Annotated in this window: 10 protein-coding genes; 8 read left to right on the top strand and 2 right to left on the bottom strand. The window is 62.1% G+C overall.

The window, feature by feature from the left end; translation table 11 throughout:
• Positions 1-85: 85 nt before the first annotated feature.
• Positions 86-1,441, bottom strand: coding sequence for a methyl-accepting chemotaxis protein (locus CCR96_RS09405; RefSeq protein WP_201219872.1), 1,356 nt, complete (start codon positions 1,439-1,441; stop codon positions 86-88).
• 327 nt (positions 1,442-1,768) lie between these two features.
• On the opposite strand from CCR96_RS09405, the gene CCR96_RS09400 reads away from it, so the two are divergent.
• From CCR96_RS09400 to CCR96_RS09375, 6 genes are all read left to right on the top strand, one after another.
• Positions 1,769-2,449: a TIGR00153 family protein gene (locus CCR96_RS09400; RefSeq protein ID WP_201219871.1), complete on the top strand. Its 681-nt coding sequence runs from the start codon at positions 1,769-1,771 to the stop codon at positions 2,447-2,449.
• A gap of 286 nt (positions 2,450-2,735) precedes the next feature.
• The gene (locus CCR96_RS09395) at positions 2,736-4,001 is read left to right on the top strand and encodes an inorganic phosphate transporter (RefSeq protein ID WP_201219870.1); all 1,266 of its coding nucleotides are present in this window, start codon (positions 2,736-2,738) and stop codon (positions 3,999-4,001) included.
• A 107-nt stretch (positions 4,002-4,108) separates the two neighbouring features.
• Positions 4,109-4,750 carry an ATP-binding protein gene (locus CCR96_RS09390; protein ID WP_242518818.1) on the top strand — a complete coding sequence of 214 codons (642 nt, stop codon included), beginning with the start codon at positions 4,109-4,111 and terminating at the stop codon, positions 4,748-4,750.
• Between the two features lie 101 nt (positions 4,751-4,851).
• Entirely contained in the window at positions 4,852-6,327 is a 1,476-nt protein-coding gene (locus CCR96_RS09385) for a metallophosphoesterase (protein ID WP_201219869.1), read from the top strand.
• Positions 6,328-6,517: 190 nt separating this feature from the next.
• Positions 6,518-7,000 (top strand): universal stress protein, encoded by a 483-nt coding sequence (locus tag CCR96_RS09380; RefSeq protein WP_201219868.1) that lies wholly within the window; start codon positions 6,518-6,520, stop codon positions 6,998-7,000.
• 4 nt (positions 7,001-7,004) lie between these two features.
• Complete coding sequence (locus CCR96_RS09375) at positions 7,005-8,813, top strand: Na/Pi cotransporter family protein (RefSeq protein ID WP_242518817.1); 1,809 nt, start codon at positions 7,005-7,007, stop codon at positions 8,811-8,813.
• Positions 8,814-8,842: 29 nt separating this feature from the next.
• On the opposite strand, the gene ppk2 is transcribed toward CCR96_RS09375, so the two are convergent.
• Positions 8,843-9,733, bottom strand: coding sequence for a polyphosphate kinase 2 (gene ppk2, locus CCR96_RS09370; protein WP_201219939.1), 891 nt, complete (start codon positions 9,731-9,733; stop codon positions 8,843-8,845).
• 425 nt (positions 9,734-10,158) lie between these two features.
• Here ppk2 and CCR96_RS09365 point away from each other — a divergent pair, with 425 nt between their 5' ends.
• Positions 10,159-12,543 (top strand): phosphoketolase family protein, encoded by a 2,385-nt coding sequence (locus CCR96_RS09365; RefSeq protein WP_201219867.1) that lies wholly within the window; start codon positions 10,159-10,161, stop codon positions 12,541-12,543.
• Between the two features lie 64 nt (positions 12,544-12,607).
• On the top strand, positions 12,608-15,103 hold the full coding sequence (locus CCR96_RS09360; protein WP_201219866.1) for a glycogen/starch/alpha-glucan phosphorylase: 2,496 nt from the start codon (positions 12,608-12,610) through the stop codon (positions 15,101-15,103).
• Positions 15,104-15,133 lie beyond the last annotated feature (30 nt).

Raw genomic sequence — 15,133 nt, 5'->3', positions numbered from 1 at the left:
ACGTGAGTCATCTGCCGATCCAGATCGGTGCCCGGCTGCCCCCCGACACCGGCTCGACATCGTCTGCCGTCTGTTGGCCCCGGTCTCAGCGACCTTCCAGCATCCCAGCCAGCGTCCGCAGGTCGCCCGCTATCGTGCGCAGCTCGGCACTCGCTGTACGACCCAAAGAGGTGCCAGCGGCATTCGTGGCTAGCTGATCCAGACGCTGCGCCTTGGTGATGAGGCGTTCGCGCTCTGCTGCAAGCTGGGTGAGCTTGGCATCCGTGGCACGATTCAGCTCCAGCGCCGCCCGCACACGCTCATCATCGTCCTCGGCGCGACCGAGATCGCGGCAGGCGATCGTCTCCTGCATCGAGCTGCGCCACCAGTCGAAAAACCGCGTCTTATGATCGAGCAGGGTATTCACCGCGATGCCCATGGCATTGACCTCGTCGCGCCCGTAAGGGTTGGTTTCAATACGCTCGCGGGGATGCTCGCGCGTCAGCCGATCGAGCAATTCAGCCATGCGCCGCACCGGACGCACGATGCGTGAGGTGATGACCAACGCCAGCAGGAAACCTAACACCGGCGCGATCGCCGCAACGATCATGCTCCAGCGAGCACGTTCTGCCGAGGTCTCGGCAACCGCCGCACTGCGCTCCTGCATCGCCGCCATGGCGCTCGCGAGGTTGGTCTCAACCAATGGCGTGATCCGCACTGCAGCCTCGTACATGGCCGCGGTCAGCTGCTCGATCTGGGCATTCTGCTCAACCAGGGCATGAAAATCCCGCAGGTATCTAGCCAGCAGAGCGCTGAACGCGGAACGCTCATCGGTCGGCAACGGCGACGCCTGGATACGCGCCTCGATGTCCGCTCCAATCGCATCCACCATCGCCACGTAATCGGCGTCGCTTCGCAGCAGATAGTCTTTCTCACGCCGACGCATCTGCAACACGGCCGGCTCGAGGCCAGGCACCTGTTGGCGCTGAACGCGGTCCTCGAGTTCATGCACCGCATCGCGAAACGCGCCCTGCAAGCCGGAGCCTTCATCCAGGCCACGGATGCGCCAGGCGCGGACGATGGCATCGAATCGACTCGCAAAGTCATCTGCAGCTGCGCTGATCGCCGCAGCCGTCTCCGCCGAGGCCTGATCCGTCAGCGCCAGGGCCTCGGTTTCGGCACCCAAGGCGCCGGCGTGCAGCCGCGTCTCTTCGGCGAGCGCCGGATCGCGCGTCAGCAGAAAGCGGTCTGCCGTCGAGCGCATCGCAAGCAGCTGCCTCTCAATAGCAAAGGCGTGCACCTGCCGGGCTCCGTACACCCGGGCCAGCTCTTGGTAGGCGTTGACGCTCTCGCGCAGATTGACCTGGTAGTACCCGATGACGCCGAGGAAAATCAGCCCAATGGCCCCGAAGCCAAGGACGATCTTTTCGCCGATACGCAGTCGACTTGCGAGCTGTTTCAAGGCGTCGAACCTCGTGTTGATGCCAGAGGAGGATGCGGACAGGGCCGCCGGCCGGGCGGCTAGCGATCATCATAGTCGACCTGAGCGCTGACTCCGAGCGGAAGACCACGAACAGCGCTTATGTGACGAATCTATTGCGAAATGATGACAACGCTGTTATCAACGGCCAGAGGGGAAGCGAGGCTCCACTCACCATGACGATACCGCCGTGCCGGGAATGAGCAAGAGCGGTCGCATGCCTGATCTGGCGCTGGGCTGCGCCGGTCCCCTGCCCGGCCACAACCGGACCTCAGCACACGTTGGCGGCACCCTGAGGAAGAGTCTGCAATGAAAACAACAAACGCGATATCAGCCGTGTTCGCGCGCTCGCCATTCAAACCCATGCAACAACACATGGCAACCGTGCATGCCTGTGTCAGCTTCATACCAACCCTCTTCGATCAACTGATCGCCGGCGATCAGAACGGGCTCATCAAGACCCAAGAGGCCATCTTTGCCAAGGAGCGCGAGGCCGACGAGATCAAACATAATGTGCGAGCACACCTACCGCGCAGCCTCTTCCTCCCCGTGGACCGGCGCGACCTGCTCGAGGTGCTCGAGGTGCAAGACGCCATCGCCGACACCGCCCAAGACATCGCCGGGCTCCTGCTGCAACGGCAGATGACGGTGCCCGATGCCATGCAGGAGCATCTCAAACAGCTGATTCGCCGCTGCGTGGACGCCTGCACCCAGTCGCACGCGATCATCGATGAGCTCGACGAGCTGATTGAGACCGGCTTCCGCGGCCCAGAGGCGGAGCGGGTCGAGGGCATGGTCGCTGAGCTCAATCGCATCGAGACCGAGACCGACGATCTCGCCATCGCCCTGGCGCGCAAGCTATTCGAGCACGAAGACGAGATGAGTCCAATCTCGGTGGTGTTCTGGTATCGGCTGATCGAGTGGATTGGAAACCTGGCCGACAACGCCGAGAAGGTCGGCGATCGCATGCTGCTGCTGATCGCGCGTTGACCCAAGCGCGCCTTATCAGCACAGCCCATCCGCGCAGCCTAATTGCTCAGCCTACCCGCTCAGCCTACCCGCTCAGCCTACCCGCTCAGCCTACCCGCTCAGCCTACCCNACCCGCTCAGCCTACCCGCTCAGCCTACCCGCTCAGCCTACCCGCTCAGCCTACCCGCTCAGCCTACCCGCTCAGCCCACTTGCTTAGCCCACTTGCTTAGCCCACTTGCTCAGCCAGCCCCGGACGCGCTCGCGCAGTCGGCATCGCTGGCACTCGCACTCCTCGTGGAGGAATCATGGAAATTATTGCCACCTACGGCACCGTCTTTCTTGTCCTAGCGGTCATCTTTGGGCTCTACATGACCTGGGGCATCGGCGCGAACGACGTCGCCAACGCCATGGGCACCTCGGTCGGCACCGGCGCCATCACCGTCAAGCAGGCGATCCTGATCGCGGCCATCTTCGAGTTCGCCGGCGCCTTTATCGCCGGTGGCCAGGTCACCTCGACGATCCGCAAGGGCATCATCGACCCTACTCCACTCATTGGCAGTCCTGAGCTGCTGGTCTATGGCATGCTGGCATCGTTGCTGGCGGCGGCGATCTGGCTCATGATCGCGACCACGCGCGGCTGGCCGGTCTCAACCACGCATTCCATCGTCGGCGCCATCGTCGGCTTCGCCATCGCCGGCATCGGCATGGATGCGGTGCAATGGCCAAAGATCGGCAAGATTGCGGCAAGCTGGGTGGTGTCGCCCGTCATTGGCGGGCTCATCGCGTTCCTGCTGATGCACAGCATCCGCAAGCTGATCCTGGACGCCGACAACCCGTTTCGCAGCGCCAAACGCTGGGGGCCGCTCTACGTCTTCCTGGTCGGCTGGATCATCAGCCTGGTGACCCTGTTCAAGGGCCTCAAACATCTGGATCTGCATCTGAACACCTGGCAGAGTGTCGCCAGCGCGACGGTCATCGGCGTGATCGTTGCCATCATCGGCAAGCTGATGATCGATCGGGTTAAAGTAGACGCCAACACCGACCGCCACTACCACTTTGCCAGCGTCGAGCGCGTGTTTGTGCCGATGATGATCTTCACCGCCTGCGCCATGGCCTTTGCCCACGGCTCGAACGATGTCGCCAACGGCATCGGCCCGATGGCAGCGGTGGTGTCGATTGTCGAGAGCGGCGGCAAGGTCGTGCAAAGCGCCTCGCTGCCCCTCTGGATACTGGCGCTTGGTGGAGTCGGCATCGTCGTCGGCCTCGCCACCCTTGGCTACCGGGTCATGCAGACGATTGGCACCAGGATCACCGAGCTGACGCCAACGCGCGGCTATTGCGCAACCCTGGCCGCGGCATCAACGGTTGTGCTGGCCTCGAAGACCGGGCTACCTGTTTCGACCACGCAGATCGCGGTCGGCGCGGTGATGGGGGTCGGTCTCGCGCGCGGTATCGGTGCGGTCGATCTGCGCGTGGTCGGCAATATCTTCCTCTCCTGGCTCATCACATTGCCGGCTGGGGCCATTCTTGCCGCGCTCATCTTCTATCTCTTCAAGGCCATCTTTGGCTGAGCCATGGCGATCGCGATTGATGCCCTTAGCGACTCATGCCGCGACTCATACCCATAGCGACCGCCGCTCACGCCGGCACCACCGGCAGGCCTTTCACAGGAGTGCAAATGCCGTCGATGCAAACTGGTCTGCCGGAGCTGAGCCTGGAGCCGGTGCCTCAAGTCAAGAGGTTTCGCGATGTTCCGGTTGCGCGTTGTGTTCACTTCAATCAGATCATCGTAACCGGCCCGCCGGGGGCCGGCAAGTCGACCTTCATCCGCCATCTCGGCGGCTGGCCTGAAGAGGGCTTCATCGATCTCAGCCGCAGCGGCTGGTGGCGTGCCCAGGCCTTGGCGGTGCGCCCGCGCGAGGTCCATCTCGGCCTGCCGTTCATCGGCCATCAAGCCGCACTGGCCCTGTTCGACGACGCCTGGCTCGAGCATTGGGGCGAGCTCGCGCTCGACGCCGAACGCATCCAGCTTCCGCCGCCGCGACGCTGCCTGCTGTCGGTGAACTGGCGCTCTCGCTTTGTGTTCGAGTTCCTGCTGCCGGCACCGGAGCTGATCGATAGCGATCGTCGGGCACGCGCGCTGAAGGGCACCCATCCGGTCGATCGCCAGATCAATCTCGATCAGATTCGCGCCCAGGTGAAGCTGTTTGCACAGGTGGCAGCGCATTTCGATCGCCACGGCCTGCAGGTCTACCTGCGCCAGCGCATCCGGGACAACCCGATGCGATTCGCCATCGCAACCAGGGCTGACCCTCGCTGAGCCATCATCTCGGACTTCCGCATGATGACGAGGGGGAGGATACTCAGCGGCCCGGCAATCCGAGTAAACCGTGCGACGACCGAGGCGGCTCCGTAAACGCTATGCCCCATTCCTCCAGCGAATCCCGCCACCGCTTCCTGCGCTACTTCCACGAGCTCCTAAACGACATGGAAGAGTGCGATGAGCTTGATCTCGACGCCGCGCTGCGGCTCGGGGAGAAGAAGGTCCGGGTACCGCATCCAACCTTGCCGCTGCAGCTCCTGCTCGGTAGCGACGACGGCTATCGGTTGCAGCTCGAACCCGAGCTCAAGCTCGCGGCCGATGGCCGCTTCCAGCGCAGCGGCGACTACCTGCTCTTCGACCCCTCCACCTTCTTCAGCGACATCAGCGGCTTTGTTCGAGTGCGCCCGGGCGAATCGGTCACCCTTGGCCGCGAAGACCCAATCCAACGCGGCCTACTTGGCTACCCGAAGCTGGTCGCCAACAAGCACCTGCGCGTCAAGCTGAGCGGCAAGGGGCTGGCGTTGAAGAACAAGGCGCCAAAGCGCGGAACCTGTGTCGCACCCCTGGTGAAACCCGCCGATATCGATCGCATGACGCGCTGGCGGGCACAAAAGATCGCGCGTCTGGCAACGGTGCTCAATGCACCCATTGAGCCGCTCGAGCGCAGCGCCGCACTCGACCTGCTCGAGCAGACCATCGCCTTGATGGAGCGCGAGCCATACCGGCTCAAGACCCGCGATGGCGAGGCCGGAGGCGTGCTGCGCCTACCGAGCCGGCCAACACCCATCTTCGTCGGCGACCTGCATGCCTGTATCGACAATCTGCTCGTGATCCTGACCCAGAATGGTTTCCTCGAAGCCATCGAGGATGGCAGCGGGCTGCTGATCCTCATTGGCGACGCCGTGCATCCGGACACACCCGGACAGGAAGACCAGATGGATAGCTCGATGCTGCTCATGGACCTGATCTTCCGGCTCAAGCTGCGCTTTCCGGAGCGGGTCTTCTACCTGCGTGGCAATCACGACGACTTCGCCAACGACATCAGCAAGGGCGGTGTACCGCAAGGACTCTTGTGGGAGCAGGCCCTGCATGAGCAACGCGGCTCGCGTTACCGCGACCGGATGCAGGCGCTCTATGAGCGCTTGCCTTATGTGGCCGTCTCACCGCGCTTCGTCTGCTGCCATGCTGGCGCGCCAACGATGAAGGCCTCGCGCAGCGACTTGATCCATGTCCGCGACAAGCCCAAGCTCCAGCGCCAACTCACCAACCTGCGCCTGCGCAAGCCCAACTCACCGTCGGGTTATGGCGCCAGCGACATCAAGCGGCTCTGCAAAGCGCTCGGCGTCAGCCCTAACACGCCGTTCATCGTCGGGCACACGCCGTTGTCCGCCGACGGCACGCTCTGGCTGGATGCCGGCGGTATCCCGAATCATCATGTGCTGTTCGGCGCCAACCCGGACCAGATCGGCGTCCTCGCCATGCCCACTGGAAAGCTGCTACCGCTGACCTATCCGACCGAGCCACTGCGCGTGGTCTACAACCGGCTCGTCGACAACGGGCGGAAGCAGCCATGAACCGAAAGCGCGCAGCGGTAGGCCCGGTAGGCTCGGCGTTTGGTGCCAACTCCCGCTTTTGGCCGCGCGTTCTCGCTGTAACAAATCTGTCATAAAAATGACATAATCGAGGCTCTGCCAAGGGGTGCTCCACCACCGAGCGGCTGAGCGGTTCAACAGCAAACGCGGGTCTCACTCGCATTGAGGGGCTATGAGCGACAAGCACACGCCGGGCCCGATCCTCGTGCCCGTCGACTTTTCAGCACCTTCCGAAGCCGCCTTGCTCTGCGCCTTGGAGCTGGGGCGTTGTCTGCAACGCCCGGTCCAGGTGCTGCATGTGATCCACGACCCCGCCTCCATGCCTGGCTACTACAGCCGCGCGCTGAAGAAGAAGCAGCTCACGCGGATCGAGGACGGCGCTGCAGAGATGCTCGATGAGTTCTTGCAACGGGTCGCCAACGCGCATCGCGATATGATCAAGCGCAAGCAGCTCGAATCCATGCTGGTCTCCGGTTTGCCAAGCTCGCGCATCCTAGAGGTCGCGCACAAGATCAACGCTAGCATGATCGTCATGGGCAGCATGGGATTGACCGGATGGAAGCACCTGCTGATCGGCTCGGTCGCCGAACAGGTCGTGCATCTGGCGCCGATGCCGGTGACCGTCGTCAAATCCGATCCGCATCAGGAGGGATAACCGCTTGCTGATCCGACCGACTGCAAGGCCGTGTCTGCCAACAACCGCGATCTGGCTGCCGGGGCTGCTCGCCCTAGGGCTGCTCGCCACGACAGCCGCATCCCTTGCCGCAACCAGTGTCGATGCCAGCACCGAGCAAATCGACTGGCTGACCATGGCCATGGGCCTGTTCGGCGGTCTGGCACTGTTCCTCTTCGGTATGGATCAGATGGCCGACGCGCTCAAGGCGGTGGCCGGCGAGCGGATGAAGGATATCTTGGCGCGGCTGACATCAAACCGCTTCACCGGCGCACTGACCGGCGCCTTCGTCACCGCGGTGATCAACTCATCCTCGGTCACCACCGTGCTGGTGGTCGGGTTTATCAGCGCCGGTTTGATGTCGTTGGCGCAATCGGTGGGCGTCATCATGGGCGCCAACATCGGCTCGACCGTGACCGCCCAGCTGATCGCGTTCAAGATCACCAAGGCCGCGTTACTGATGGTCGGCGTCGGCTTTACGTTCTTATTCGTCTCTAAGCGTGAGCGCTTCCGCCAGTACGGGGGCATGGTAATGGGGCTCGGGCTGGTGTTCTACGGCATGAGCGTGATGAGCGACGCGATGGCGCCACTGCGCAGCTATCAGCCCTTCCTGGACGTGATGCAGACGATGGAAAACCCCTTCATCGGCATCCTGGTCGCCGCTCTGTTCACCGGACTCATCCAGTCTTCGGCGGCCACCACCGGCATCGTCATCGTCATGGCCAGCCAAGGCTTTGTGAACCTACCGACCGGAATCGCACTCGCCTTCGGGGCCAATATCGGCACCTGTGTCACTGCCTTGCTGGCGTCGATCGGCAAGCCCCGCGAGGCAGTGCGCGCCGCCGTCGTGCACGTTCTCTTCAATGTGGCCGGTGTCCTGGTCTGGATCGGGCTGATCCCGCAGCTCGCCGAGGTCGTGCGCCTCATCTCGCCCCAGCACGCGGGCTTGACCGGCGCAGCCCGTCTTGCCGCCGAGGTGCCGCGCCAGATCGCCAATGCACATACCCTGTTCAATGTCGCCAACACCCTGATCTTCATTGGCTTCACCGGCCAGTTCGCGCGCCTCGCCGAATGGCTGGTCCGCGACCGACCACTGGGCGAGGAGGAACTCGTGGTGCGCGCCAAGTACCTCGATGACGAACTCCTGGCAACGCCGTCTTTGGCGCTCGACCGCGTTCGCTTAGAAGTGCTGCACATGGGCGAGCGGGTCCAGGACATGATGGGCCGGATCATGCCCGCCATCCTCAGCGGCAGTCGAGACACGCTGCGCGACATCGAGCGCATGGACGACGATGTCGATACCCTGCATGCACAGATCATCGCCTACCTCAGCAAGATCAGTCGCCTCAGCCTGACCCAGCACCAAACCGCGGAGCTGATCCGACTCATGGAAGCCGTCAACGACCTCGAGAATATCGGTGACGTGATCGAGACGAATCTGATCGTGCTCGGGCACGAGCGCATCCAGCAAGGGGTCTCCATCAGCCAGCCGACGCGCGAGGTTTTGACCAATTTTCATGTCGCGGTCAATCGCGCGGTGGAATGTGCGGTGCAGGCGGTTGCCCAGAACAACGAGCTCGCCGCGCGCTCGGTCACCTCGATGAAGCAGGAGATCTCGCGCATCGCGGACTCCGCCGCCGCCCACCAGGCACAGCGCTTAGTCGCCGAAGAGCCAAACCGTATCCCGGCCTACACCCTCGAGATCGACATCATCGAGAAACTCAAGCGCATCTACTACTTCGCCAAGCGCATGGCGAAGACGGTCGATCGCGACGACGACATCGAACAAGGCTGAGGCGATTTCTGCCCAAGCTCATCACTTCATCAGTAGCGCGCCGGCACGAAGAGCTCGTTCGGCAGCACGGCCCGGTCATAATCGGGGCTGAAGACGCGATCCGGCAGCGTGATCGACTCGTGTGGCATATCTCGATAGGGGATCTGGTCTAACAGGTGATGGATGCAGTTCAATCGCGCGCGCTTTTTGTCATTGGCCTCGACGATAAACCAGGGCGACTCGGGAATGTTGGTGCGCGCAAAGGTCTCCTCCTTGGCCTTGGTGTAGTCCTCCCAACGCACCCGCGACTGCAGATCCATCGGGCTCAGCTTCCACTGCTTGAGCGGATCATGGATGCGCATCAAGAACCTCAGCTGCTGCTCTTCATCGGTGATCGAGAACCAGTACTTGACCAGGCGAATCCCAGAGCGCACCAGCATCCGCTCGAACTCCGGGACGTCCTGAAAGAACTGCTCGACCTGATCCGGCGTGGCGAAGCCCATCACGCGCTCGACGCCAGAGCGGTTGTACCAAGAGCGATCAAAGAGCACGATCTCTCCACCCGAGGGTAGATGCGGCACATAGCGCTGGAAATACCACTGCGTCCGTTCACGATCACTGGGCTTGGTCAGCGCCACCACCCGACAGACACGCGGATTCAACCGTTGCGTGATGCGCTTGATCACCCCGCCTTTGCCAGCGGCATCGCGTCCTTCGAAGATGACGCAAATCTTTTCGCCGCTATGCTCCACCCAGTCTTGGAGTTTGATCAGCTCGGCCTGCAGGGCCAGCAAGGCCTTGAAGTAGGTCGCGCGATCCAGCGTTGCTGGATGCCGCTTCTTGTAGATCCGTCTCAGCTCGAGCGATAGCGCAGACTCTGACAGCTCAAGTTCATAGTCTTCATCGAGCTCCGCCTCAAGCTCGGCCTTCAACCAGTCCATACCTCCGAGATCCGCACTCGTATCGTTCACAGATTGCTCCTGACGTCGAACATCAGCGCCGCCGCCGGACCGGGCTCAGTCGAATCGGGCAACAGCGATCGGTCAATTAGAGTGACAGAAGATTGACAGAGGTTGATGACAAAAAGAAGACGACCACATGTCGATCGAGAGGCCGAGGCGAGGAGAGAGCATCGCCGCAACAACCCTGCATCGCACGCCCAAACCCCCGGTTGCCAGCACCAAACCATAGGCTAAGGTTAAGGTAAAACAAGCGCTTTATCGTCTGGGGTGGCGACGCGCCACGTCCGTTGGCGTCATCCAATGTTCACCGAAACGTTCTAATCTGAACCCTATCTTGAACGCTATCTTGAACCCTAAGCTAGTCCATTACCTGATCCACAACACAGCGCGCTCAGGAGATCATCATGGCCGAAGAAAACACCACTGTTTCCGCGACCCTCAACCAGGCTCAGCTCGAGAAGATCGATGCCTACTGGCGCGCTTGCTGTTATCTCGCGGCCGGCATGATCTACCTGCGCGACAACCCGCTGCTGCGCGAACCCCTGCGTGAGGAGCACCTGAAGAAACGCCTGCTCGGCCACTGGGGCTCCAGCCCGGGCCTGGCCTTCATGTATGTGCACATGAACCGACTCATCAACGCCCACCAACAGGAAGCGATCTTCCTCGCCGGGCCAGGACATGGCGCCCCCGGCGTCTTGGCGCCGGTCTACCTGGAAGGCACCTACTCCGAGATCTACCCGAACAAGAGCGAGGACGAGGCCGGCCTGCAGGCCTTTTTCAAGCAGTTCTCGTTCCCCGGCGGCATTGGCAGCCACTGCACCCCCGAGACCCCCGGCTCGATCCACGAGGGCGGCGAACTCGGCTACTCGATCTCGCATGCCTTCGGCGCTGCGTTCGACAACCCCGACCTGCTGGTGACGGTCGCGGTCGGCGACGGCGAGGCCGAGACCGGCCCGCTCGCGACGAGCTGGCATTCGGCCAAATTCCTGAACCCGATCCGCGACGGCGCGGTGCTGCCGATCCTGCATCTCAACGGTTATAAGATCAACAACCCGACCCTGCTCGCGCGCATCCCGAATGAGGAGTTGGCGAGCCTGATGCGCGGCTATGGCTGGACGCCGCACTTCGTCGAGGGCGATGACCCGATGACGATGCATCGGCTGATGGCAGAGACCCTGGATCGCTGCTATGCCGAGATCAAGGCGCTGCAGGACGAGGCGCGCCGCTCGGGCAAGGCGACCCGCGGTCATTGGCCGATGATCGTGCTGCGCACCCCCAAGGGCTGGACCGGCCCCGAGGAGGTCGATGGGCACAAGGTCGAGGGCTTCTGGCGCGCGCATCAGGTGCCACTCTCGGGCATGCACAACAATCCAGAGCATCTGCAGCAGCTCGAGACCTGGATGAAGCGCTACAAGCCGGACGAGTTGTTCGATGGCAACGGCCTGCTGATTCCAGAACTGAAGGCGCTCGCCCCCCAGGGCACCTTGCGCATGAGCGCCAATCCGCATGCCAACGGTGGACTCTTACGCCGGGCGCTGCGCCGACCGGACTTTCGCGACTATGCGATCCCGGTCGACAAGCCCGGCACCACAAGGCACATGAACACCAAGCCGGTGGGCGCGCTGCTGCGCGATGTGATGGCGAAAAACATGGATAACTTCCGCGTCTTCGGCCCGGACGAGAACAGCTCGAACAAGCTCGACGCGATCTACGAGGTCTCCAAAAAGCTCTGGCTCTGCGACTATAAGGACGAGGATGCCGACGGCGGCGAGCTGTCACCCGACGGCCGCGTGCTCGAGATGCTCTCCGAGCACACCCTCGAGGGCTGGTACGAGGGCTATCTGCTGACCGGCCGCCACGGCTTTTTCGCCACCTACGAGGCCTTCGTGCATGTCATCGACAGCATGTACAACCAGCATGCAAAATGGCTGGCGATCTGCGAAGACATCCCCTGGCGGGCACGCATCTCCTCGCTGAATCTGCTGATCACCTCGACCGTCTGGCGCCAGGACCACAACGGCTTCACCCATCAGGACCCCGGCTTCCTCGATGTGGTGGTGAACAAGAACCCGGAGGTCACGCGCATCTATCTGCCACCAGACGTCAACAGCCTGCTCTCGACCGTGGATCACTGCCTGCAGAGTCGCGATGACATCAACGTCATCGTCGCCGACAAGCAGAATCATCTGCAATACCTAGACATGGACGCCGCCATCAAGCACTGCACCAAGGGCCTCGGCATCTGGGACTGGGCCAGTAATGACCAGGGCGAGGAGCCGGACGCGGTGTTGGTCGGCTGCGGCGACATCCCGACCAAGGAGGCGCTTGCGGCCACCGCGTTGCTGCGCGAGCACTTCGCGGATATTAAGATCCGCTTCATCAACGTCGTCGATCTGTTCCGGATCACCACCCCGAATGAGCATCCGCACGGCCTCACCGATGCCGATTTCGACAGCCTGTTCACCAAGGATCGGCCGGTGATCTTCAACTTCCACGGCTATCCTTGGCTGATCCATCGGTTGGCCTATCGGCGCACCAACCACAAGAACCTGCATGTGCGCGGCTATAAGGAGCGTGGCAACATCAACACGCCACTGGAGCTGGCGATCGAGAACGAGATCGATCGTTTTACACTGGCGATGGATGTGATCAAGCGCGTCCCACGGCTGCAAGTGGCAGGCGCACATGTGATGGAGCGACTCAAGGACATGCAGATCGACTGCCGCAACTATGCCCATGAGTACGGCATCGACAAGCCCGAAGTCGACGATTGGGTCTGGCCGTTCTGAAGATGGCTCTAGGAACACGGATCTAGAACACGACTCCAGAACACGACTGCACAAGAGGCGCGCAATGAGCACAGCTGACAACCGCTTGGACGAAGAACGCACCCGCACCGGCTTATCAAAGGACGCACTGAATCGCGCCTTCCTCGACAACCTGTTCTACATCCAAGGTCGCTCTCTGGAGGTCGCAACCGACAACAACCTGTACCAAGCCGCTGCCTATACGGTCCGCGATCGGATGCTTGAGCGCTGGATCAAGTCGGCGCGCATCTACAAGGATCAGAGCGCCCGTACCGTCTGCTACCTCTCGGCCGAGTTCCTGCTCGGCCCGCACCTGGCCAACAACATGATCAACCTCGGCATCACCGAGGTGGCGCGCGAGGTCGCCGAGGAACTGGGGCTCGACTTCGAGCGCATCATCGAGAGCGAGGAGGAGCCGGGCCTCGGCAACGGTGGACTCGGCCGGTTAGCGGCCTGTTACATGGACTCCCTGGCCACGACCCAGATTCCAGCCATCGGCTATGGCATTCGCTATGAGTTTGGCATCTTCGACCAAGTCATCGTCGACGGCTGGCAGATCGAGAAGGGCGATACCTGGCTGCGTAACGGCAACCCCTGGGAGATCATGCGGCCGAAGCTGGCGTTCCCGGTCGGCTTTGGTGGCTATAGCGAGGCCTATGCCGACGAGCATGGCGTTCCGCGCCAGCGCTGGCGCCCGAACCTGGTCGTCAACGGCGTCGCCTATGACACCGCCATCATGGGCTATGGCGTCACCAACGTGAATCTGCTCCGGCTGTGGAAATCAGAAGCCCCGGAATCGTTCGATTTCGGGGCCTTCAATGTCGGCGACTACTATGGCGCCGTGCATGCCAAGATCGAGGCCGAGACCATCTCCAAGGTGCTCTACCCGAATGACGAGCCGGTGGCCGGCAAGGAGCTACGCCTGAAACAGCAGTTCTTCTTCGTCTCCTGCTCGCTGCAAGACATGATCCGGCTCGAGCTGCGCCATACCGGCCATCTGGAGCGTTTCCATCACAAGTACGCGATCCAGCTCAACGATACCCATCCATCGCTGGCCGTCGCCGAGCTGATGCGGCTGCTCCTCGACGATCATCTGATGACCTGGGACCAGGCCTGGGAGATCACCCGCAACAGCTGCCACTTCACCAACCACACCCTGCTGCCAGAGGCGCTGGAGACCTGGTCGGTCGAGCTGTTCGAGCGCCTGCTGCCACGCCATCTGGAGATCATCTACGAGATCAACCGGCGCTTTCTCGATGAGGTACGTGTGCACTTCCTGGGTGACGACGAGCGCGTTGCGCGCATGTCGCTGATCGACGAGCAGGGGGGACGCCGGGTGCGTATGGCGCATCTCGCCGCAGTCGGCAGCAAGGCCATCAATGGCGTCGCCGAGCTGCACACCGAGCTGCTCAAATCGACGGTGATGAAGGACTTCAATGACCTCTGGCCAGAACGCTTTCACAACGTCACCAATGGGGTAACACCACGGCGGTTCATCGTCGCCAGCAATCCCGAGCTCGCCGCGCTGATCACCGAGACCTGTGGTAATGACCGCTGGGTACAGGATCTCGAGTGCCTGCGCGATCTCGAGCCACATGCCGAGGACCATGCCCTGCAGCAACGCTGGCGCGAGGTCAAGACCAACGCCAAACGCAAGCTCTCGAACTGGCTCGGCGAGCGCACCGGCTTTGCCCCGGACCCCGAGACCCTGTTCGATGTCCAAGCCAAGCGCTTCCATGAGTACAAGCGCCAGCACCTGAATCTGCTGCATATCGTCTGGCTCTATGAGCAGATCAAGCAGCGCCCAAACATCGATCTGACGCCACGTACCTTCATCTTTGGCGGCAAGGCCGCGCCTGGCTATTTCATGGCCAAGCTGATGATCAAACTGATCAATGCCGTTGGCGAGGTGATCAATACTGACCCCCAGGTCAATGGCTATCTGCGCGTGCTGTTCATGCCCGACTTCAACGTCAAGAACGGCCAACGGCTCTACCCGGCCGCCGATCTTTCCGAGCAGATCTCCTTAGCCGGCAAGGAGGCCTCCGGCACCGGCAACATGAAGTTCTCGATGAATGGTGCACTGACCATCGGCACCCTGGATGGCGCGAATATCGAGATCCGCGACGAGGTCGGGCATGAGAACTTCTTCCTCTTCGGCATGACGGCGGCCGAGGTGCAGCAACAACAGGTCGCCGGCTATGAGCCCTGGGAGCTGTATCAGCGCGACGAGCAGCTGCGCGCGGCCGTGGATCTCATCAGCTCAGGCCTGTTCTCGCACGGCGACACCGAGCTGTTCCGTCCGCTGACCGAGAACCTGATCCACGGCGACCCATTCATGGTACTGGCCGACTTCAACGACTATCGTGAGCGCCAACAAGAGGTCGACCATGCCTACAAAGACCCTCACCACTGGGATCGAATGTCGATCCTCAACACCACGCGCATGGGCAAGTTCTCGTCTGATCGCTCCATCAAGGAGTACGCCGAGCGGATTTGGCAGGTGACACCCATGTCAGCCGACCTCAGCAGCCCCTTTTGACCAACCCAACAATCGATCTTTCAGGCCAAG

It is taken from the genome of Halochromatium roseum (assembly GCF_016653315.1).
GTDB lineage: Bacteria > Pseudomonadota > Gammaproteobacteria > Chromatiales > Chromatiaceae > Lamprobacter > Lamprobacter roseus.
The sequence above is the reverse complement of the archived record's forward strand: the minus strand, read 5'-3'. Positions and strand labels throughout refer to the sequence as shown.